We start from the raw sequence: 19,224 nt of genomic DNA, 5'->3' as shown, positions 1-19,224 counted from the left end.
TTTTGGAGATTGCATTTAAGGTAAATGCCGATAACTGACAGGCAAAAAAAAAGGTTGCTGTTTCCAGCAACCTTTTTGAAAGCTTGAGCGTCTATTAACGCAGCAGGGACAGCATGGACTGCGGAACCTGGTTTGCCTGAGACAGTACAGAAGTACCAGCCTGTTGCAGGATCTGAGCGCGAGACATGTTAGAAACTTCGGTCGCGTAGTCAGCGTCCTGAATACGGGACTGTGCCGCAGACAGGTTGTTGATAGAGTTGTTCAGGTTGTTGATGGTAGATTCAAAACGGTTCTGAATCGCACCCATGTTAGAACGAGCACCATCAATTTTAGCGATAGCAGCGTCAGCAGCAGAAATTACTGATTTAGCAGAGGCGTTATCAGAGATAGTAGTCTTCAGGTTAGTATCCAGGCTACCAGAAGTCGCGTTGATCAGGGCATTGCTGCCGATACCGATAGTATCGTTAGCAGAAACACCTGCACCAACCTGAATGTTCAGAGAAGAAGTAACAGAGCCATCCAGCAGTTTTTTACCGTTGAAGTTAGCACCACCAGCGATACGGTCGATTTCTGCCAGACGCTGAGTGATTTCAGTGTTTACAGAAGTCAGGTCGCTGGAACCGTTGGTGTCGTTTGCAGCCTGAACAGCCAGCTCACGGATACGCTGTAAGTTGGTGTTGATTTCGTTCAGGTTACCTTCAGCGGTCTGAACCAGGGAGATGCCGTCGTTTGCGTTACGAGCAGCCTGGGTCATACCTTTAACCTGAGAGGTCATACGGTTAGCAATCGCCTGGCCAGCAGCGTCATCTTTCGCGCTGTTGATACGCAGACCAGAGGACAGACGCTCGATAGCAGTGCCCAGAGCAGACTGAGATTTGTTCAGGTTGTTCTGAGTGGTCAGGGACAAAAGGTTAGTATTGATAACTGACATAATTTAATTCCTTCAAAAATTGGGTTTAGGTTCGGTGCCTAACACTCACGGCGTCTCTCACCGTCATCAAGGTTATCGACGCTTCTTAAAAAGACTTTAGAAACAAACTCAAAAAATTTACATGTGATTGTTTTTAAAATAATTGTTTTATTTAATGTCTTTTTATAAGTCTCAGAACTAAGATTTTTCTTATGTATTGTATAAATAAATTCTGGCTGCCATTCCCTTATTATTAATGCGGGTTGGTCATTTTTTTCTGACTCTTTTGCAGACATATAAAGAAGGGGAATATTTCACTTAAGGCAGGCTATCGGCTCAATAGCCTGCGTCTGCATCATCTATTCCAGGGATTATTTTTTTGCCGCCGGGAGTAAACTTTTGCTTTGCGTCGCCGATAAGAGACTGAAACGACCATCGACTTCAAGGAAATCACGCATGGCTACAATCAGTAATCTCGGGGTAGGCTCGAATCTTGGGCTTGCCGATCTGTATGACAAGCTGGAAGCGGCAGAACAAACCAAACTGACGGTTATTACCAAACAGCAGTCGACGTATAACACGCAGTTGAGCGCCTACAGCAAGCTGCAAAGTTCTCTGCAGAGCCTGCAGACCGCGACGGCTGCGCTCGGTAAAACCGCAACATGGAACTCAACCTCGGTCAGTAGCACCAATACCGCGTTTGCGGCGACCACCACCAGCGATGCGATGACCGGTGATTACACCGTCAACGTAAAACAGATGGCGAAAGCGCAGGTACTGACTTCTGGCTCTATCGCCAGCAGCACCACGCAGTTGGGCGCCACCACGGGCACCACCCGTACCGTCACCATCAGCCAGCTGGGCACGTCCAAACCGCTGACCGTTTCTCTGGCTGATGGCGATACCTCGCTGAACGGCATCGCAAAAGCGATTAACAAAGCGGGCGGCAATGTTTCCGCAAGCGTGATTAAGGCGTCTGACGGCGATTTCCGCCTGATGCTGACCTCCAAAACCACCGGTACCAGCAATGACATGACCGTCACGGTCACCGGCGACGATACCCTGCAGGGGATTATCGGCTTCGATTCCAGCACCAAAACCGGTGCGCTCTCCATCCAGACGGCCTCTCAGAACGCCAAAGTGGTGGTGAACGATATCGAAATCGAACGTTCCACCAACGTGATTTCTGACGCGCTGCCGGGCACCACGCTGACGCTGAAAGCGCAGAGCACCGCTAACGAAACGCTCTCCGTGACCCGTGCGACCGACGCCAACAAAAAGGCCGTGACCGACTGGGTCACTGCGTATAACGCGCTGCAGTCCACCATTGCTTCTGTGACCAAGTACGTCAAAGTAGATAAAGGCGATACTCAGTCTTCAAGCAACGGCGCGCTGATCGGCGACAGTAACGTACGTTCCATCCAGTCTCAGCTGCGCAGCACGCTGACCCAGGTGCAGAGCGGCAGTATCGCTATCATGGCACAGCTCGGCATCACACAGGACCCGGTTCTGGCTGCCGACGGCGCCGCTGGCGTGCTGAAAGTTGACGATGCGAAACTGACTAAAGCGCTGACCGAAAACCCGGACGCCGTTCAGGCGTACTTCGTGGGCGACGGTAAAGCGACCGGTATGGCCATGCAGATGAATAACACCCTGACCTCCATGCTGAGCACCACCACCGGCAAAGAAGGCGTTATTCAGAATGCGAAAGACAGTATTAACGACACGCTGAAATCGCTGGATAAGCGCTATACCGCGATGGAAGCTTCTATTGAAGCCACCATGGCGCGTTATAAGTCACAGTTTAGCAACCTGGATTCCCTGGTAAACAAACTGAACAGCACCTCAACGTACCTGACTAAACAGTTCTCCTCTTCAAGCAGTTAAGGAACGGATATGTACAATAGCTCTGGTGTTCAGGCCTATCAGCAGGTGGGCCTGGAAAGTGCGGTAATGAGCGCAAGCCCACACCAGCTGGTCGTAATGTTATTTGACGGGGCACTCAGTGCCCTTGTCCGCGCGCGCCTGTTTATTGAACAGGGCGACACGGTGGCAAAAGGTCAGGCGCTGACTAAAGCCATTAACATTATCGATAACGGACTTAAAGCTGGCCTGAATATGGATATTGGCGGCGATTTGCCGCGTAACCTGGCCTCGCTTTATGAATACATGGTGCGACGTTTACTGCATGCGAACCTGCGTAACGATGTTGATGCCATCAATGAAGTTGAAACCCTGATGACCAATATTGCTGACGCCTGGAAGCAGATTGGTCCCGGCACCACTCTCGCGCAGGAAACGTTCTGATGAATGATTTCATCTCATCCCTAAACAACTGGCAGGCGCTGTACGCGCTTAGTAATACCATGCTCAGCCTGGCGAACTCAGGACAGTGGGATGAGCTGATTGAACAGGAAGTAAAGTACGTTACCCTGGTGGAAGCGATTGCCCGCAACCCAATCGAGCCGGATAACAGCGTGTTTCAGGAAAAAGCACGTGAGCTGCTGACGAAGGTGCTGGCCAACGAAGCGGCGCTGAAAATCAAGCTTCAGGCGCGGATGGAAGAATTACGCTTACTGATTGAGCAGAACGGCAATCAGAAATCGCTGGTATCCGCCTACGGTAAGCTTTCTGGCAATGTGTTAATGCCAAACGATTTCAATCAATAATTTCCTGTCATTCAGGGCCGTGGTGTTAACGCCGCGGCCCTGCGCTTTTCTCCCGTCCGGGAATATGAATATTTCAGTGTGATGTGGGAAGCAGGGTGTGCGGCCTGGTGGTGGGGGTTTGGCCTTTGGCGGGGTTTGGCCTGGTGGTGGGTGCGCTACGCTTACCCACCCTACAAAAGACATTCCGGCCCGTAGGGCGGGTAAGCGTAGCGCACCCGCCATTTATAAATCCAGACCCAACCCTGACGTAGGGCGGGTAAGCGAAGCGCACCCGCCGCCAGACGCCCATAAAAAAGCCTGGCGCACTAATACGCGCCAGGCTCACTTTCACTGCCAACGCACGGTTACGGCAGCGGCGTATCCAGCGGATTTTTGGTAAGGAAATCCGCGCACTCGGTCGTCGGACGGTCCACGCGCTCAAGCGTCATCCCGGCGTAATCCAGCGTATCGCCCTCGCGCGACAACTTATAAACCTCAAGCTTATTGGTCACGTTATAAAGGGTATCATCGCGACGCATCAGCTTCCCTGGCAGCGCAATCACCCGCTGCCACTGACGGCAGTCAAGCGTATCGCCTGCAGGCGTCACCACCAGGCTCGCGATCGCCTCCGGGCTTACCAGCTCGCTTTGCGGCCCTTTCGACTGCCAGTACCCCGCCATCCCCGCAGGCGGCGGCGTTTTCACCACCTCGTTATAATTCTCCACCTGAACGCATCCGCTCAGCCCCAGCATCATCAATCCCAGCGCGATTTTTTTCATCGTTTGTCCTGCCCGTGAAGAAAAAAAGATTGTGGCATTAAAGCGTTAACGCTTCCACCCCAACGCGGCGGCGCGGGAATTGATCCAGATTCACTTTTGCCGAATTTTTGCTGTGCGAAAACCGCCAGCGGCGTAAGATGCGGGCTTCTTTTGGCGCGCTCGCAGCGCCTTTTAGTTCCGTCTGAGTTCAGAGGCTAAAATTCATGTCATGGCACGACTTTAAACAGCAATATCTTGTTCGTTTCTGGGCCCCGCTGCCCGCCGTAATCGCCGCAGGCATCCTCTCCACTTACTATTTCGGCATCACCGGCACCTTCTGGGCCGTTACCGGCGAATTCACCCGCTGGGGCGGACAACTCTTACAGCTCTTCGGCGTTCACGCTGAAAACTGGGGCTACTACAAGCTGATTCATCTCGAAGGCACCCCGCTGACCCGCATCGACGGGATGATGATTATCGGGATGTTCGGCGGCTGCTTCGCGGCGGCGCTGTGGGCCAACAATGTGAAGTTGCGTATGCCACAGCATCGCATCCGCATTATTCAGGCGGTCGCGGGCGGCATCATCGCGGGCTTCGGCGCGCGTCTGGCGATGGGCTGCAACCTGGCGGCGTTTTTTACCGGCATTCCGCAGTTCTCGTTGCACGCCTGGTTTTTCGCGCTGGCGACAGCCATCGGCTCGTGGTTCGGCGCGCGTTTTACCCTGCTGCCGCTGTTTCGTATTCCGGTAAAAATGCAGAAAGTGAGCGCCGCCGCGCCGCTGACGCAAAAGCCTGACCAGGCGAAGCGCCGTTTTCGCATCGGGATGCTGGTGTTTGCGGGCATGATTGGCTGGGCACTGCTCACGGCCATGAACGCGCCGAAACTGGGCCTCGCGATGCTGTTCGGCGTCGGTTTCGGCCTGCTTATCGAACGCGCGCAGATCTGCTTTACCTCCGCGTTTCGCGATATGTGGATAACCGGCCGCACCCATATGGCTAAAGCGATTATTTTTGGGATGGCGGTGAGCGCCATCGGCATCTTCAGCTATGTCCAGTTGGGTGCCGAGCCGAAAATCATGTGGGCTGGCCCGAACGCGGTGCTCGGCGGGCTGCTGTTCGGCTTCGGTATTGTGCTGGCCGGCGGCTGTGAAACCGGCTGGATGTATCGCGCCGTGGAAGGCCAGGTGCACTACTGGTGGGTGGGGCTTGGCAACGTGATTGGCTCCACCGTGCTGGCGTATTTCTGGGATGACCTTGCGCCGTCGCTTGCGACCAGCTGGGACAAAATCAATCTGCTGAATACATTCGGGCCACTCGGCGGACTGCTGGTGACGTATCTGCTGCTTTTCGCCGCGCTGATGCTGGTCATCGCGCAGGAGAAACGCTTTTTCCGCCGTCAGAAACCTGCCGCCACCGCTGCGGCTATTAAGGAGGGCGCATGAACGCCATTACCCCTGATTATCGCCTGGATATGTCCGGCGAGCCCTGCCCTTACCCGGCGGTCGCCACGCTCGAAGCGCTGCCGCAGCTGAAAAAGGGCGAGATCCTGGAAGTCATCAGCGACTGCCCGCAGTCGATTAATAACATTCCGCTGGATGCCCGCAACCACGGCTATACAGTGCTGGATATCCAGCAGGATGGCCCCACCATCCGTTATCTCATTCAGAAATAACCCTCAGCGCCCTCCCCGCCGGGAGGGCGCGCGGTTCCTGCCCTATACTTCGGTAAAAGCCTGTTAACCGGAGCCTGCTATGTGCGGCAGATTTGTCCAGACCTTAAGCCGTGAAGCGTACCTCGCGGCGCTTGATGAAACGACGGAGCGCGATATCGCTTTCGACCCGGAGCCGCTGGCGCGCTATAACGTCGCGCCCGGCACCCGCGTGCTGTTACTGAGCCAGCGCGATGATGTGTTGCATCTCGACCCTGTTCACTGGGGCTATGCGCCAGCGTGGTGGCATAAAACGCCGCTGATTAACGCGCGCGTGGAAACCGCCGCCACCAGCCGGATGTTTAAGCCGCTGTGGCAACACGGGCGCGCGATTGTCTTTGCCGACGGCTGGTATGAATGGAAACGCGAAGGCGATAAAAAGCAGCCTTATTTCATTCACCGCGCTGATGGCGAGCCGCTGTTTTTCGCCGCCATCGGCAAAGCGCCGTTTGAGCATGGCGACGACCGGGAAGGGTTTGTGATTGTCACCGCGGCGGCGGACAAAGGGCTTGTCGACATCCACGACCGCCGTCCGGTGGCGCTGACGGCGGAGGCCGCGCTTGCCTGGCTTAGCCCGGAGACCTCAGACAAGCGCGCAGAAACGCTCGCGCACGACGGCGCGCTCGGGCCTGACGCGTTTATCTGGCACCCGGTGGATCGCGCGGTAGGGAATATCAGAAACCAGAGCCCGGACCTGCTCGCCCCTGTTGATAACCCTGTCGTGTGACGCTGTTATTAGATAATCTTTCGTATTACGGGCATGATGTTAAGAAAGAACTTAATCAGAGAACGTATACGATGCGCAAAACAACGATGATTTTAGTGATAGTGGCAGTTGTCGTCTGGTGCGCCGATTATATGGGCTGGCTGTAATGCCGGATAATATGGCCCGTCGAGACGGGCCGCGGCGTCAATAAGCTCAGCGCGCTTGCGCCAGCCAGACGGTGCGTCCCCCGCTCGCCGCGTCATTCGGGCGAAACGTGAGAACGTCAAAGCCATGCGCATTCAGCAATTGCGTGTATTCCTCCGGCGACAGGCTCGCGTGATATAACGCCTCACCCAGAAATTCTCCCACCGCTTCGCCATTTTCCGGCCCGCTGTTGAAAAGTAATTTTGCGCTCGGCTTCGCGTGCTGCTGAAAAATAGCAAACATGGCGCGCTGATCTTCACGCGTGAGATGAAAAAAGCTGTCCCAGGCAATCAGAGCATCAAAACGCGCGCTAAGCGACAGCGTTCTCATATCACCGGTTAACCAGCGGTGGCGCGGCAGCCGTTCCCGACAAAGGGCAACCAGCGCAGGCGTTACGTCAATGCCGGTGATATCAAACCCTTTGCTGTCGATATACGTACCTACCGGGCTTCCTGACCCGCAGCCGATATCGAGCACGGTACCGCCCTCCTGCAGCCCCTCCAGTACGGCATCGAGCCACGGCTGCTCAACAAATCGCGTCTGTCTTATCTCGTCCCACTGCAGGGCATGGTGGCGGTAAAAATGCGCGACGGTCTTTGAGGAAGGATGAGTCATAAGGCGTATCCTGGATGAAATTGAAAGACTGAGTATACGCACACGGGCGAGCGCCTGGAGCCGCCGATTCCAGGTGGGTGGCGTTAAGTTTTTTACGTGACCGCGTAAATAAGCAGCCCGCTCCCCGCTTTCTGCGGGAGCCGTGAACGTCGGGCAGGCAAACCTTGCTGGCCATCAGTTACTCTTTACCGAAAAATACTCGTCCGTTTTTCGGTTGTGAACGTGTTGCCAGGTGCAATAGATTCACCGGACACCTCATCACCGGAGAGCCACATGAATTTCACCGATCTTGACAGCCTGAACGCCCCTTTACTGATCGCTAACGTCTGAGGCAGCAAAGAGGCATAAAACCTGTCAGGGCGCATCCCACGGCGCATCCCGCCAGCGTTCCAGCAGAAAATCACTGAACACCGTCAACCGGCGAGCAATGGGTTCTCGCCGCGCCCGCACGATGCTGATCCTGGAAGGGGTCGCTTCCCACTCCGGCAAAACGCGTACTAACCGCCCGTCACGCAGTTCTTCATGTATATCCCAGGTCTCTCGCAGCGAGATGCCCATCCCGGCAAGGCACCAGGCGTGAAGCACGTCGCCGCTGTCGCTGCACAGCGTGCCGCCCACCGCGACAGCTTTTTCCATGCGGCCTTTGCGCAGCGGCCAGATGCTTTGCTGCAGGCCCGGATAGGCGAACACCAGGCAGTTATGCTGCGCCAGATCTTGCGGATGAGCAGGCTGCCCGTGCGCTTTCAGATAATCAGGAGATGCCGCCAGGATACGGCGGTTGTCGGCCACACGCAGCGCGACCAGCCGCGAATCGGCCAGCTCACCCATACGGATAGCCAGGTCCAGATCGTCGCTATACAGATCCTGCATCTGGTCGGAGAGCCGCAGGTCGAAAGTGACACCAGGATGCAGGCGGCAGAAATCCTGGATGGCCGGTGCCACGTACTTACGCCCAAACGGCATGGGCGCGGTCAGGCGGATAATGCCGCGCAGATCGCGGCTGGCACCCGTCGCCACTTCCTGCATTTCTTCCAGTACGCCCAGCGCGACCTTCGCCCGCTCGGCAATAGCGCGCCCTTCATGGGTGATGCGCAGGTTGCGCGTGTTTCGCTCAAACAGAGTCGCGCCCAGCGCCTGCTCCAGCCGGGCTATCTGCTTGCTCACGGTCTTGGGTGCCAGGTGCAGGGCGCGCGCCGCCGCAGAAAAGCTCCGGCACTCAACGACGTGCACAAATACCGCCAGGTCATCAAGATTGCGTAAAGTCATTTGGTACGATTCAGGGAAAGTGTTTGTCGATTATGGTCATTTATATGGTAGATCGGCATCACTAGAATGGCGATCAAAACCTGGCGTGTCGCAGTAAGTATTGGTCTTTGGCGACGCGCCGCTTTCCCCCGAAGATCGTCATCTCCAGCCCCTGCTTCACCCTTTTCATGGGGGTGCTGGCTGATGAGAATCGCCCGTGGCCCGGCGCGTCATCGTGTCCGTCACATCGGCGAAGGCGGTCTTCGGTTTTGCAATACAGGAGCCCCAAACCATGCCACACCCTTTGTTCGTCCTGATCCACCATAAACGTAAAAAAACGGCTGAGGAAGCCGACAGCGCGCCCGGCGGTCCCGCGACCGTGACGAAATTCCCGCTGGAGCTAAACCACCGGCAGCAGGAGGTTACGGTATGAGTGAACGTATGCCTTTCGTCATCTATGTCTTCGCGCTTTGCGCCTTTGCGCTGGGCTTTACTGAGTTCGTTACTATCGGGCTGGTGTCAACCATCTCTGCCGATTTGCATACCACTGTCAGCCAGGTTGGCATGGCGGTCACAGCCTACGCTCTGGGCGCGGTGATCGGCGCGCCTGTTTTGACCGCGCTGGCAACCCGCTGGCCGCGCAAGCGGCTACTGCTGGTGGCGATGGCAATGTTCACGCTGGGCAACGCGGTGGTAAGTATGTCCGATGCGTTGACGTCCATGCTGGTCGCTCGTTTTGCTTCAGGCCTGGGGCATGGTGTTTTTCTCGCTGTGGCGTCCAGCGTGGCAACGCAGCTTGCCGGGCAGCATCGCGCTGGTGCGGCCGTCGCGGTAGTTTTCGGCGGGCTGACGCTGGCACTGGCGATTGGCGTGCCAGTCGGCACCTATTTGGGCAGTTTGTTAAGCTGGCAGGTTATCTTTATGGGAGTGGCAGGCAGTGGCGCCATTGGCTTTCTGGGCTTACTGACGCTGATGCCAGCGGAACGTGACGATACCTTAACGCAGGCTAATGCGATGAACGGACTTCGGGCCATATTCAATCCGCGTTTACTGGCAGGCGCCAGTATCACCGTACTGGCCTATGCAGGATCGTTCGCGCTATATACCTATATTTCACCCGTTTTACAGCAAGTGACGAAGGTTAGCTCAGGCACTGCCAGCCTGTTGATGCTGGGTTATGGCATCATGGCAGCCATTGGCAACGTATGGGGTGGGCGACTCACCGATCGTAAGGGGTCCGATGCGGCCGTGATGACGGTGCTTGTCGGCCTCGCCGTCGTGTTGTTGGCTATCTGGCTATCAGCGTCGTCATTGCCACTGATGGTGCTGCTCACAGGCTTGCTGGGAGCACTGACTTACGCGGCTGTACCGGCCTTGCAGGCACGTGTTATCAGATTGTCCCATAGCCATGCGCCGCACGCTCCCGCCGTTGCCGCTGGATTAAACATTGCTGGCTTCAACGGTGGCATTGCACTGGGTTCACTGTTCGGAGGGGCGAGTCTGGAAGTTATGGGACTGACCAGCACCGCCTGGGTTGGTGCTATCGTTGTGGGCCTGGGAGTTATCTGGATGCTGTGGCAAATGCGGCGCCCCGCTTTTCTTATCACAACGCTTCACGGCCAGATGAACGACACGAACACAATGTGAATGGGTGTCCGTACCGATTAAAAAAACCAACCTGTTGCGGTTGGTTTTTTTTGCCTGCGATATGGTGAAAATAACGTCCCTGTTATTCATCTATTGATCGCAACAATAACGCCACTTCTGGCGTGGCGCGATTTTTTGTCCTGAGCACAAGTATTCCGGTTTACCGAACCCCGTGCTCACACATTGACCCGATTATTTACCTGAATGTTTCGACATCTGCTCGGCAGACTTCAGGTGTTCCTCAACAACCGGCGTATGCGCGTCGGCCAGCGCCTTCACATCTGCATCCTTAATTTTTTTGGCGTCGCTCTGCAGTTTTGAGAGCACCATTTTGTGGTCTTTAGTACCGGCGTTCTCCATATACTGCTTGTCAAAGGCGTCGCCACTCTCTTTTTCAAGCTTAGCGGCCATGGCCTTGTGCTTCGCGTCGGGCTCGGTCGGCAGCGTCACGCCTTTCTGCTGGGCAACCGCCTGCACTTTGCTGAGGGCAGCGCTATGGTCATCGACCATCTTCTGTGCAAAGGCTTTGACGTCGCTGTTCTGTGCTTTTTCCAGCGCAATCTTCGCGGCTGCGACTTCATTGATGTCGGCCTGCGCCATGTCCTTCAGTGCTTTTTCATCGCCCGCGCTGAGTTTCGCACCCGGTGTGGTCTGGCCTGCGGCCTCATTTTGCGTGGTGCTTTTCGGCGTCTCGGCCTGCACGCCTGCGGTGCTGAACATCGCGGCGACTGCTGAGGCAACCAGCAGCCCTTTCAGGGTTTTCGTCTTTTGCATGTTGTTCTCCTGATGACCATAGGTAAGGCGGGTATCGGTTCATTTACCGTACGCCACCTCAGAGGAAAGTTACGACTACACTGGTCAGTATAGGCTTAACATTCCGGGAGGGTTGCTTAAGTCAGATAAATCAGCAAGAAAACACCCGCGCTTGCGCGTCATAAAACTGCGCTCAGCGGATCGCTGGCCTGCGGTGATAAAAACAAAAAAGCAGGCAGCGAATTTCTGACAGCCTGTCGCTACTTGCCCATAAAACCGTGCCTGATCCGGCATAACGCCCGTCTTCTGGTACCGATGGTCGTCACGCCATACGGCATCCAGACGTCGCGTCGTCCCTGACAGTACGAAAATCAGAGACACGTGTATGGTGTTAATAACATCTGCTCTGTGCCAGGAGCGGATGTATCGGCGGCGCCGTAATAACAGGCTTTGCCTATAGATGTAAGTTTTAACCGCTACCCGGCGCTGGGTCTAAGGCTTGCCTGAGAAACTCATGCTGCGCATATCATCAATAAGCCCTGGTCCTTTGGGCTGCCAGTCGAGCTGCTGGCGTGTCCATGCACCGCTGGCACGCATATCCATCATTGTGAAAGCGGCGAACCAGCCAAAATGCTCTGCGGCCTGTTCTGATTTCAACGAAACAGCAGGGATATCCAGGCCTGTCGCCACGGTTTGCGCAATCAGCCATGAGGCAATGCTTTCCTCCGCTACCGCATGATAACGTTTGCCGCGTTCGCCTTGCTCAAGCACTTTTACGTACAGCCCGGCCACGTCATCAACGTGTGCCGCACACCAGGCGTTTTTACCTTCGCCAATGTAAGCTGCTGCGCCTTTTTCTCTGGCAAGGGAGATGTAATAGCTGATTAACCCCTGGCGTTCGGTGTTGTGAACCTGAGGCAAACGCACCACGCGCACATCAATCCCTGATTCCAGTAGCTGAGAGCCTTCCAGCTCAGAGGCTACACGTGGGTTAGGATGTGCCGGGTTGAAATTCTGCTCCAGAGCGGGCTGGCCGCTGCCGTCATCACCCATCCCGGTGCCGGAGGTGATAAGCAGCGGGCGCTGGCTGCCCTGCAACACAGAGCCAATAGCGCCAATAACCCGGCGATCTTTTTCGCAATTTTCCACAAAACGGGTGAAATCATGATCGAAGGCGGTGTGGATCACTGCATCGCACTGGTCGATGCCTGCAACCCACGACAGGGGATCTTCCAGCGTTCCGCGCTGGGCAGTAACGCCCTTATCGACTAAATGCCGGGCTGCTTCTTCTGAACGCACAAGCCCAGTCACCTGATGGCCGCGTGCAAGAAGGGCTGATACTACACGTGAGCCAATAAAACCCGTCGCACCCGTTACAAAAATACGCATGGTCTTTCTCCTGAGTAATTTACTGCAACAGCGTAAGCACGGATCTTTTACTATTAAAGTAGTGACGTTATCAGTGTATAAACATTAACAGGCTAATTTATGACGCTGCTTTCTGAAAATCCTCTGGGTGATTTTTTAAGAGCCCGCCGTCTGGGACTTGACCCGGCTTCGTTTGGTTTTTTGCCCGGCCGCCGCCGTACGCCGGGCCTGCGCCGCGAAGAGGTGGCTCAGCTCGCGAATATCAGCCCGACCTGGTATACCTGGCTTGAGCAGGGCCGAGGGGGAGCCCCCTCACGCGAGGTGCTGAACCGGATTGCTGCCGGGCTGCGGCTTACATCTCCCGAACGCGATCATCTGTTTATACTTGCCTTTGGCCATCCGCCGGAAAGCCGGGTAAGTCCGTCCGGCAGCATAACCCCACGGCTGCAACGCGTGCTGGAAAGCCTGACGATTCCGGCGATTATCAAAACCGTCATCTGGGATGTAGTGGCATGGAATTACCCGGCGACGGTTGTGCTGAAGGACTACGCGCTGCTGCCGCCCGCGCGGCGAAATATTCTGCGCCTGCTGTTTACCGACCCGGAGGCGCTGGAGATGCAGCACGACCGGGAGGGCGTGGCCCGGCTCATCGTCAATGCCTTTCGGGCGGATGCCGCGCGCCTTGGTGCGTCAGAGGAAATCGCTCGGCTGGTTGAGGAGCTATCCGCTCAAAGCGCTGACTTTGCCCGTCTGTGGCGTAACAACGATGTTGCCGGGCATGGGGAAGGGTTAAAGATGCTACATCACCCGCAAATCGGGACAATTGCGCTGGAGTTTTGCACCTTTTCTGTCGAAGGGAGGCCGGATCTGTCAATGATGCTCTTCAATCCAGCAACCGAAGAAAGCAGGATGAAAATAGAGCGTTGGATAACCCAAAACCGGGCCCAGCGCGAAGGCTGAGTCAGACTTTCTTCAGTTTGCCATAATTAAACGTCCGCGCCTCGCTCAAAGCGGATGTTATCTTGCATTGAATGCCCGGAGACCATCACTTTAACCATGCCCGCGCGGTCTGTACATCAGCGAGCCATGTCGTGCAGCAAGGCGAAAGCCTCTCCCGCTTCATCTGACACGCCTGCTGTATACCCTGCCCCAAAACAGATCGTTCCCCCAGCCCTGCTGGTTGAGTTTGTCCATCAGTGATATCAGCGCCTCGCTGTTCGCGCGAGCGCATTCTCACCAAACAGGTTCAGCTGCGCCACGCCCTGGCTGAAAAAGTCACCCAGTATCCCGCGCTTTCTGGTACCGGTGGTCGCCATGCCATACGACTTCTAAAATTCGTGCCGTTCTTGACCGTGCGGGATATTTAAGAGAATTCTATAGTGTTATTACTATCTGCTATATGCCAGAACAGACGCGATGTTAAATTTGCGGTAAGTTAGAAAGCTATCTAACGTAATGCACAAGGAAAGGAGAGTAATTTGAATGGCAATCTTAGTAACAATACAGGCCGAGCTCGTAGTTGGTGAAGCACAGGTGATAAAGAGCCTGGCTCCTGAGGGGATGCTGGCGGCAGTTTTTGAGGACGATGGTGAGACCGGATATTTCTACGCTCTCGATGAGTCTGTCGACGGAAATCCGATTCAGGACGCGTTGCATATCTACAACGCCGAAGATATTTCTGACGGCCACGTCCCTTCTGATGTAAAAATTGGCTGGTCTGAAGATAGTCAAAAGTGCGTGCTACTGATTAACGGATACCCGCATGGAGCTTTTGATTTCGTCGGGAAAAATGGGTACTGCAGAAGTGGTTTTCCTCCACCAATAAACAAAATATGGTCGAAGTCAGGCCATGAGTGGAGCGATGCGGTAGACGATTTTTTTCGATGAGATTCGGCAGGCCTGGCACCTGCCATAACTATGTCCGCACATCGGGAGTTAATAGCTTCGCTATTATTTCAATCAGACTGGTGATGAAGGCATTACTAACATCGTGGTGTGTGAATCAACAGAGAGCAGGTCAAAAGAGAAAGTCATATAGACATATTTTATATCATTACACGGCAACAGAACTAACGTTCAGGTTCAGCCGATTAACTAAACATCACAGGTAAAAACTCATATCTGAGAATACATGTCCGCCCCGCTTTTACAGCTGTCTTTATGGATGGCAAATTTTCCGGAATGATAGTTCCTGTCAACAGAATTGGTTCCCGGCTGGAATGGTAAAGAGAGTTACAAAGCAGGCGCTGAGCAAAGGAGGCCAGAGAGCGTCCGCGAAAGGCAGGAACGATAACCTCTTCAGAAATTCGATAGCCACGTAAAAAAGCGACGTCTCCTCTTTCGCAAATTATCAGTCCTACACGGATTCCCTCTTCGTAAACAATATGCGCATCACCTTCTGAAATATGATTACTGAGCTCTTCCTCATCGACAGGGCACAGATTGCCTCTTAAGGCTGGGATAGCTAACAACGAATACTGATAGGCATCCATCAGAGCCCGTCGGCACCATTCAAAATCGACGTACTCAGCCAATCTCAGGGTTACTGTGTCATCCGGATATTCTGAAGCACCAGACAGCCAGGATGCATAGATTAATTGGTCTGTTATACCCTGATTTTTTTCGTGGCAGGGCGTGAGAATTCGAATGTACTGTGGCTTTAACTGCTCCCACTCCTGGCAGACAGATTTGAGTACAGAGCAATCTATGTTGGAGTCTGAAGCGACAATATCAATGAAAGGGTTATTGATATCGCCCCCGCGATAACGCGGACCAGTAAGAAACTGATGACCATCAATATTGAGTTTACGTTGTAAAAAATACTCTTGTGGTAAGCCAGTTTCTTTCCATGGAAAACGTGCTGAAAAGGTGGTATCCACACAGTATTTTTCCTGCTCATAAATCCATTTTTCAAGCCAGCTATGAAGGATGTCCTGTGGTATGGGCAGTTGAGCATACTGAGAGAGCATAAATTTTAGCATCATATTCATCTGATATAGCTCCAGGTATCAGGTCAATCTGCTAAGATTGCCCTGTTTTCTACTCAAACAGCAAGTAACTTTCCGAACGGTTTAGTCTATTTCTAATGAGAGCGACTTGCGAGGCAATAGCCCTGTCAGCTTTGTGCCAGTAGCGGGCGTTGTTAATGGCATAATGTATGAACCCATGGAGAGCCGATCATCTATACTTCTGTTAATCTATACTGGAAATATTGTTATCACCAGATCTTCAACGGAAACGTTAGCTATATATGTTCTAACGCTCCCATTGAGCCAATATGTTTGTTGAGGCGCCTTGCAGTTTAAAAAGACATTAGAGGGTTACTCAGCTAAATAACCGCCATCGATTGGATAAACTCCTCCGGTACAGAACGCTGCATTGTCTGAAAGCAAAAACAATATGAAGTCTGCTATTTCTTGCATTTTTGCCATTCTTTTCATAGGGTGGCTATTTGCGAAACTACGTATAATCTTTTCAGGAAATTCACTCATTCGTGGAGTTTGGACATAGCCCGGAGCTACGGCATTGATTCGAATGCCCTGGCTTGCGAACTCTAATGCTGCGGTTTGGGTCAACCCAATTATGCCATGTTTAGCCACGGTGTAGGGTGCCAGTCCTGGAATGCCAACCAGACCATTTACTGCAGATAAATTAACTATAGAACCACCAAATTTTATCATCTCAGGTATTTCATATTTTAGGCAGTAAAAAACGCCGCTCAATGAGGTGGCAATAACCTTATTCCAGTTTTCAGCTGTCTGCTCTGTTATGTTTTTACCATGCTCACCAGTTATGCCTGCATTATTTACAGCATAATCAAGCCTGCCGAAATGTCTGATAACCTCATCTATCATTTTCTTTACTTGTTCGGGTTGTGACACATCACATCCGATCCCCAGCGCTTGTTGTCCCTGTGAGGATAATCGTTTTGCTTTTTGGTTAGCCTGCTCTGACGACCGGGATACAATCACGACCTTAGCACCATGTTTGTGTAATTGATCTGCGACTGCCTCACCTATACCTGCAGTACTTCCTGTTATGACAGTAACTTTATTCTGGAAATTCATAACTCCCCCTATGAAGTAGAATTGAGTATTTCACCTGGGAGAGTATACAAATTAGGGTGATGCTGCCAACTTACTGATTTAGTGTATGATGGTGTTTTTGAGGTGCTCCAGTGGCTTCTGTTTCTATCAGCTGTCCCTCCTGTTCAGCTACTGACGGGGTGGTGCGTAACGGCAAAAGCACCGCCGGACATCAGCGCTATCTCTGCTCTCACTGCCGTAAAACATGGCAACTGCAGTTCACTTACACCGCTTCTCAACCCGGTACGCACCAGAAAATCATTGATATGGCCATGAATGGCGTTGGATGCCGGGCAACCGCCCGCATTATGGGCGTTGGCCTCAACACGATTTTCCGCCATTTAAAAAACTCAGGCCGCAGTCGGTAACCTCGCGCATACAGCCGGGCAGTGACGTCATCGTCTGCGCGGAAATGGACGAACAGTGGGGATACGTCGGGGCTAAATCGCGCCAGCGCTGGCTGTTTTACGCGTATGACAGGCTCCGGAAGACGGTTGTTGCGCACGTATTCGGTGAACGCACTATGGCGACGCTGGGGCGTCTTATGAGCCTGCTGTCACCCTTTGACGTGGTGATATGGATGACGGATGGCTGGCCGCTGTATGAATCCCGCCTGAAGGGAAAGCTGCACGTAATCAGCAAGCGATATACGCAGCGAATTGAGCGGCATAACCTGAATCTGAGGCAGCACCTGGCACGGCTGGGACGGAAGTCGCTGTCGTTCTCAAAATCGGTGGAGCTGCATGACAAAGTCATCGGGCATTATCTGAACATAAAACACTATCAATAAGTTGGAGTCATTACCCAAATTAGCTGTGACAGTTTTTGTCAGTACTCTTTCTCCTCGCACATCCCTTCTTTTATCCTCCATTTTTTCAATAAAACTGTCCTGCTTTCTTTATACAGGGAGTCCAGTTGTACCATCTCTGCAATTTTGTCAGTTCTAAAATGACGAAAATCATTTCTCATCTCACACCATGCAACCAAAAGCCAACATGACTCCATATAAGCCAACCCGATAGGCCATATAACTCGAGAAGAGTAATTATCCTTCTTATCACAATACTTTATTTTGATTCTCTTTCGCTTTTTTATAGCATTGCGAATGTCTTCAAAAAATATCTCATTATTTCCTGAAGGACCGATCAAATAGGATTGACTTTCAATAAGGACTTTTAATTCATCAGGAATAACAGCATGTATTTTGGCAAGTGCACTCCTTGCTGTATTTTTGAAATCATAATCCGTATTATGAGATACCCAATTTAGCCCAAGTGTAATAGCATTGATTTCTTCATCCGAAAGGTTTAAGGGTGGCAAATGAAAATCAGACTTAACGATATAACCAATTCCAGCCTCACCTTCAATGCGTACCCCTTGATGCTGTAACGTTTTAATATCCCTATAAAGCGAGCGCACGCTTATTCCTAATCTTTCTGAGAGAGTAGATGCAGTGATCGGATATCGTTGCGCCCTGAGTATCTGGAGTAGTTCGAGAAGCCTTTCTGTTCTGGTCATGTTGATAAATCCATCTTTAACCTGCAACAAAATCTTAAAACATCTGTTGGATAAGCATTTTAGTACAAAGTAGCGTACATGAACTGCCCCATTGATTAATACATCGCTATATTCGTAATACGTCCGTCGGCAGTGATAATGCGCAGAAGGTCCACTCTTCGCTCAAAGCGCCCCTATTTTGCATTAATTCCTTATCAGATCACTTTTACAACCAGGGCATGCCCATTTTTATGCCAGCCGCGTTGGCTTCGCGGCTGCGCGCTATCACGCAGCCATCGTTATTCGAAAGCGCGACAATGGGCTGACTGGCCAGATCAGGACGGAATGCCGTCTCGTAACTCGTGTAGAACGAGTTCATAACAACCAGCGCGAACATTGCGGTGCAGAGTGTGTATTACGCAAATGACAACGCCGACGATGTCGAGGTCGTCGGCGTCATAAACAGTGATAGGCGGGTAAGCCGGGTTCTCGGCGCGCAGCTACGCCACCGGGTACGTCACCAGCCTTTTAATGGTGAACTCGCCGCCAATACTGGCGACCATGATGTCGTTATGCTTCGCGTGCAGACTGAAGTCCACCAGCAAAAGCGAGACGCCAGGGATGCCAGATTTTTCAATCTTATCAGCGAGTCAGACCTGTTAAACCTGCATATTCATAATATCCTGGTACGCCGCAACCAGCTTGTTGCGCACCTGGATGCCCATCTGCAGCGAGATAGACGATTTTTGCAGGTCGACCATCACATCGTTCAGCGCCACGCCCGGCGTGCCGATTGCGAATTTTTCCGCCTGAGTGCGGGCGGCGTTTTGCGTATCGCTGATACGTCCAAGCGCGGCCTGTAACTCTCCGGCGAAACTCACGGAGGGCGGGGTCTCGACAGCATTATTGCGCGCCACCTGCATGGTGGCCTGCATCTGCTGGAGTACCCCTTCAATACCCTGAATAGCCATCTTTTACCCCTGGATGATTTTTCAACGGGGTGCAGAGTAACACTTTGTCAATGGGATAAAGGCTCTAAATAACGATAAAAAACCAACCTATTTGACCCATAGAAAAACG

General features: G+C 52.9%; 23 protein-coding genes and 1 pseudogene. 11 read left to right on the top strand and 13 right to left on the bottom strand.

Annotation, left to right across the window (positions count from 1 at the left end):
- Positions 1 to 94 precede the first annotated feature (94 nt).
- A complete protein-coding gene (locus CSK29544_RS12880; protein ID WP_029039213.1) occupies positions 95 to 931 on the bottom strand; it encodes a flagellin N-terminal helical domain-containing protein in 837 nt (278 codons plus the stop codon).
- A gap of 435 nt (positions 932 to 1,366) precedes the next feature.
- On the opposite strand from CSK29544_RS12880, the gene fliD reads away from it, so the two are divergent.
- From fliD to fliT, 3 genes are read left to right on the top strand one after another with little or no spacing between them, the layout of a single operon-like run.
- Positions 1,367 to 2,797 (top strand): flagellar filament capping protein FliD, encoded by a 1,431-nt coding sequence (gene fliD, locus CSK29544_RS12875; protein WP_029039214.1) that lies wholly within the window; start codon positions 1,367 to 1,369, stop codon positions 2,795 to 2,797.
- Positions 2,798 to 2,806: 9 nt separating this feature from the next.
- Positions 2,807 to 3,217: a flagellar export chaperone FliS gene (gene fliS / locus CSK29544_RS12870; protein ID WP_007850993.1), complete on the top strand. Its 411-nt coding sequence runs from the start codon at positions 2,807 to 2,809 to the stop codon at positions 3,215 to 3,217.
- On the top strand, positions 3,217 to 3,579 hold the full coding sequence (fliT, locus tag CSK29544_RS12865) for a flagella biosynthesis regulatory protein FliT (protein ID WP_007893708.1): 363 nt from the start codon (positions 3,217 to 3,219) through the stop codon (positions 3,577 to 3,579). Before fliS ends, fliT begins: the two co-directional genes overlap by 1 nt.
- A gap of 344 nt (positions 3,580 to 3,923) precedes the next feature.
- Here fliT and yedD read toward each other — a convergent pair whose 3' ends face one another.
- Positions 3,924 to 4,337, bottom strand: coding sequence for a lipoprotein YedD (gene yedD / locus CSK29544_RS12860; RefSeq protein WP_007888310.1), 414 nt, complete (start codon positions 4,335 to 4,337; stop codon positions 3,924 to 3,926).
- A 203-nt stretch (positions 4,338 to 4,540) separates the two neighbouring features.
- On the opposite strand from yedD, the gene yedE reads away from it, so the two are divergent.
- From yedE to CSK29544_RS12845, 3 genes are all read left to right on the top strand, one after another.
- Entirely contained in the window at positions 4,541 to 5,758 is a 1,218-nt protein-coding gene (yedE, locus tag CSK29544_RS12855; RefSeq protein ID WP_007868894.1) for a selenium metabolism membrane protein YedE/FdhT, read from the top strand.
- Positions 5,755 to 5,988: a sulfurtransferase-like selenium metabolism protein YedF gene (yedF, locus tag CSK29544_RS12850; RefSeq protein ID WP_004386794.1), complete on the top strand. Its 234-nt coding sequence runs from the start codon at positions 5,755 to 5,757 to the stop codon at positions 5,986 to 5,988. The genes yedE and yedF overlap by 4 nt, the downstream gene beginning before the upstream one ends.
- 79 nt (positions 5,989 to 6,067) lie before the next feature.
- On the top strand, positions 6,068 to 6,751 hold the full coding sequence (locus CSK29544_RS12845) for an SOS response-associated peptidase (protein ID WP_007868896.1): 684 nt from the start codon (positions 6,068 to 6,070) through the stop codon (positions 6,749 to 6,751).
- Between the two features lie 192 nt (positions 6,752 to 6,943).
- On the opposite strand, the gene CSK29544_RS12840 is transcribed toward CSK29544_RS12845, so the two are convergent.
- On the bottom strand, positions 6,944 to 7,549 hold the full coding sequence (locus CSK29544_RS12840) for a class I SAM-dependent DNA methyltransferase (RefSeq protein ID WP_007868899.1): 606 nt from the start codon (positions 7,547 to 7,549) through the stop codon (positions 6,944 to 6,946).
- Positions 7,550 to 7,903: 354 nt separating this feature from the next.
- Positions 7,904 to 8,815 carry a LysR family transcriptional regulator gene (locus CSK29544_RS12835; protein WP_004386791.1) on the bottom strand — a complete coding sequence of 304 codons (912 nt, stop codon included), beginning with the start codon at positions 8,813 to 8,815 and terminating at the stop codon, positions 7,904 to 7,906.
- Between the two features lie 271 nt (positions 8,816 to 9,086).
- On the opposite strand from CSK29544_RS12835, the gene CSK29544_RS24600 reads away from it, so the two are divergent.
- Positions 9,087 to 9,227 (top strand): hypothetical protein, encoded by a 141-nt coding sequence (locus CSK29544_RS24600; protein WP_007868912.1) that lies wholly within the window; start codon positions 9,087 to 9,089, stop codon positions 9,225 to 9,227.
- On the top strand, positions 9,224 to 10,441 hold the full coding sequence (locus CSK29544_RS12830) for an MFS transporter (protein WP_007868916.1): 1,218 nt from the start codon (positions 9,224 to 9,226) through the stop codon (positions 10,439 to 10,441). The genes CSK29544_RS24600 and CSK29544_RS12830 overlap by 4 nt, the downstream gene beginning before the upstream one ends.
- Positions 10,442 to 10,633: 192 nt before the next feature.
- Here the strand turns inward: CSK29544_RS12830 and CSK29544_RS12825 are convergent, their stop codons facing one another.
- Positions 10,634 to 11,215 (bottom strand): DUF4142 domain-containing protein, encoded by a 582-nt coding sequence (locus CSK29544_RS12825; protein WP_007888290.1) that lies wholly within the window; start codon positions 11,213 to 11,215, stop codon positions 10,634 to 10,636.
- Between the two features lie 471 nt (positions 11,216 to 11,686).
- Positions 11,687 to 12,583: an SDR family oxidoreductase gene (locus CSK29544_RS12820; RefSeq protein ID WP_007888287.1), complete on the bottom strand. Its 897-nt coding sequence runs from the start codon at positions 12,581 to 12,583 to the stop codon at positions 11,687 to 11,689.
- A 99-nt stretch (positions 12,584 to 12,682) separates the two neighbouring features.
- Here CSK29544_RS12820 and CSK29544_RS12815 point away from each other — a divergent pair, with 99 nt between their 5' ends.
- Positions 12,683 to 13,522, top strand: a complete 840-nt coding sequence (locus CSK29544_RS12815) for a helix-turn-helix transcriptional regulator (protein WP_004386786.1) — start codon at positions 12,683 to 12,685, stop codon at positions 13,520 to 13,522.
- Positions 13,523 to 13,607: 85 nt separating this feature from the next.
- Here the strand turns inward: CSK29544_RS12815 and CSK29544_RS24915 are convergent, their stop codons facing one another.
- Entirely contained in the window at positions 13,608 to 13,685 is a 78-nt protein-coding gene (locus CSK29544_RS24915) for a hypothetical protein (RefSeq protein WP_227001538.1), read from the bottom strand.
- Positions 13,686 to 14,044: 359 nt separating this feature from the next.
- On the opposite strand from CSK29544_RS24915, the gene CSK29544_RS12810 reads away from it, so the two are divergent.
- On the top strand, positions 14,045 to 14,449 hold the full coding sequence (locus CSK29544_RS12810; RefSeq protein WP_004386784.1) for a DUF2251 domain-containing protein: 405 nt from the start codon (positions 14,045 to 14,047) through the stop codon (positions 14,447 to 14,449).
- Positions 14,450 to 14,652: 203 nt separating this feature from the next.
- On the opposite strand, the gene CSK29544_RS12805 is transcribed toward CSK29544_RS12810, so the two are convergent.
- Both CSK29544_RS12805 and CSK29544_RS12800 read right to left on the bottom strand, forming a co-directional pair.
- Entirely contained in the window at positions 14,653 to 15,552 is a 900-nt protein-coding gene (locus CSK29544_RS12805) for a hypothetical protein (RefSeq protein WP_080637922.1), read from the bottom strand.
- A gap of 330 nt (positions 15,553 to 15,882) precedes the next feature.
- Positions 15,883 to 16,629 (bottom strand): SDR family NAD(P)-dependent oxidoreductase, encoded by a 747-nt coding sequence (locus tag CSK29544_RS12800; RefSeq protein ID WP_029039216.1) that lies wholly within the window; start codon positions 16,627 to 16,629, stop codon positions 15,883 to 15,885.
- Positions 16,630 to 16,739: 110 nt separating this feature from the next.
- On the opposite strand from CSK29544_RS12800, the gene CSK29544_RS12795 reads away from it, so the two are divergent.
- Positions 16,740 to 17,437, top strand: a protein-coding gene (locus CSK29544_RS12795; RefSeq protein WP_095033700.1) for an IS1-like element IS1B family transposase whose coding sequence is annotated in 2 segments (ribosomal slippage) — positions 16,740 to 16,989 and positions 16,989 to 17,437 — 699 coding nt in all. Because the reading frame shifts where the segments join, the coding sequence is not laid out codon by codon here.
- Between the two features lie 38 nt (positions 17,438 to 17,475).
- Here CSK29544_RS12795 and CSK29544_RS12790 read toward each other — a convergent pair.
- The 4 genes and pseudogenes from CSK29544_RS12790 to fliE all read right to left on the bottom strand — a co-directional run bounded on the left by CSK29544_RS12790 (position 17,476) and on the right by fliE (position 19,115).
- Positions 17,476 to 18,165, bottom strand: a complete 690-nt coding sequence (locus tag CSK29544_RS12790) for a helix-turn-helix transcriptional regulator (RefSeq protein WP_029039568.1) — start codon at positions 18,163 to 18,165, stop codon at positions 17,476 to 17,478.
- Between the two features lie 211 nt (positions 18,166 to 18,376).
- Positions 18,377 to 18,541 (bottom strand): annotated as a pseudogene (locus CSK29544_RS22980) (Y-family DNA polymerase); the annotation flags it as partial.
- Positions 18,542 to 18,644: 103 nt separating this feature from the next.
- The gene (locus tag CSK29544_RS24910) at positions 18,645 to 18,767 is read right to left on the bottom strand and encodes a S24 family peptidase (protein WP_227003055.1); all 123 of its coding nucleotides are present in this window, start codon (positions 18,765 to 18,767) and stop codon (positions 18,645 to 18,647) included.
- Positions 18,768 to 18,803: 36 nt separating this feature from the next.
- Positions 18,804 to 19,115, bottom strand: a complete 312-nt coding sequence (gene fliE / locus CSK29544_RS12780; RefSeq protein ID WP_004384862.1) for a flagellar hook-basal body complex protein FliE — start codon at positions 19,113 to 19,115, stop codon at positions 18,804 to 18,806.
- Between the last annotated feature and the right edge of the window lie 109 nt (positions 19,116 to 19,224).

Origin of the sequence: Cronobacter sakazakii (genome assembly GCF_000982825.1) — a bacterium.
GTDB lineage: Bacteria > Pseudomonadota > Gammaproteobacteria > Enterobacterales > Enterobacteriaceae > Cronobacter > Cronobacter sakazakii.
The sequence above is the reverse complement of the archived record's forward strand: the minus strand, read 5'-3'. Positions and strand labels throughout refer to the sequence as shown.

Coding starts and splice junctions, on each gene's coding strand:
- CSK29544_RS12880 (WP_029039213.1), bottom strand. CDS start 931: ATGTCAGTTATCAATACTAACCTTTTGTCCCTGACCACTCAGAACAAC.
- fliD (WP_029039214.1), top strand. CDS start 1,367: ATGGCTACAATCAGTAATCTCGGGGTAGGCTCGAATCTTGGGCTTGCC.
- fliS (WP_007850993.1), top strand. CDS start 2,807: ATGTACAATAGCTCTGGTGTTCAGGCCTATCAGCAGGTGGGCCTGGAA.
- fliT (WP_007893708.1), top strand. CDS start 3,217: ATGAATGATTTCATCTCATCCCTAAACAACTGGCAGGCGCTGTACGCG.
- yedD (WP_007888310.1), bottom strand. CDS start 4,337: ATGAAAAAAATCGCGCTGGGATTGATGATGCTGGGGCTGAGCGGATGC.
- yedE (WP_007868894.1), top strand. CDS start 4,541: ATGTCATGGCACGACTTTAAACAGCAATATCTTGTTCGTTTCTGGGCC.
- yedF (WP_004386794.1), top strand. CDS start 5,755: ATGAACGCCATTACCCCTGATTATCGCCTGGATATGTCCGGCGAGCCC.
- CSK29544_RS12845 (WP_007868896.1), top strand. CDS start 6,068: ATGTGCGGCAGATTTGTCCAGACCTTAAGCCGTGAAGCGTACCTCGCG.
- CSK29544_RS12840 (WP_007868899.1), bottom strand. CDS start 7,549: ATGACTCATCCTTCCTCAAAGACCGTCGCGCATTTTTACCGCCACCAT.
- CSK29544_RS12835 (WP_004386791.1), bottom strand. CDS start 8,815: ATGACTTTACGCAATCTTGATGACCTGGCGGTATTTGTGCACGTCGTT.
- CSK29544_RS24600 (WP_007868912.1), top strand. CDS start 9,087: ATGCCACACCCTTTGTTCGTCCTGATCCACCATAAACGTAAAAAAACG.
- CSK29544_RS12830 (WP_007868916.1), top strand. CDS start 9,224: ATGAGTGAACGTATGCCTTTCGTCATCTATGTCTTCGCGCTTTGCGCC.
- CSK29544_RS12825 (WP_007888290.1), bottom strand. CDS start 11,215: ATGCAAAAGACGAAAACCCTGAAAGGGCTGCTGGTTGCCTCAGCAGTC.
- CSK29544_RS12820 (WP_007888287.1), bottom strand. CDS start 12,583: ATGCGTATTTTTGTAACGGGTGCGACGGGTTTTATTGGCTCACGTGTA.
- CSK29544_RS12815 (WP_004386786.1), top strand. CDS start 12,683: ATGACGCTGCTTTCTGAAAATCCTCTGGGTGATTTTTTAAGAGCCCGC.
- CSK29544_RS24915 (WP_227001538.1), bottom strand. CDS start 13,685: ATGAAGCGGGAGAGGCTTTCGCCTTGCTGCACGACATGGCTCGCTGAT.
- CSK29544_RS12810 (WP_004386784.1), top strand. CDS start 14,045: ATGGCAATCTTAGTAACAATACAGGCCGAGCTCGTAGTTGGTGAAGCA.
- CSK29544_RS12805 (WP_080637922.1), bottom strand. CDS start 15,552: ATGAATATGATGCTAAAATTTATGCTCTCTCAGTATGCTCAACTGCCC.
- CSK29544_RS12800 (WP_029039216.1), bottom strand. CDS start 16,629: ATGAATTTCCAGAATAAAGTTACTGTCATAACAGGAAGTACTGCAGGT.
- CSK29544_RS12790 (WP_029039568.1), bottom strand. CDS start 18,165: ATGACCAGAACAGAAAGGCTTCTCGAACTACTCCAGATACTCAGGGCG.
- fliE (WP_004384862.1), bottom strand. CDS start 19,115: ATGGCTATTCAGGGTATTGAAGGGGTACTCCAGCAGATGCAGGCCACC.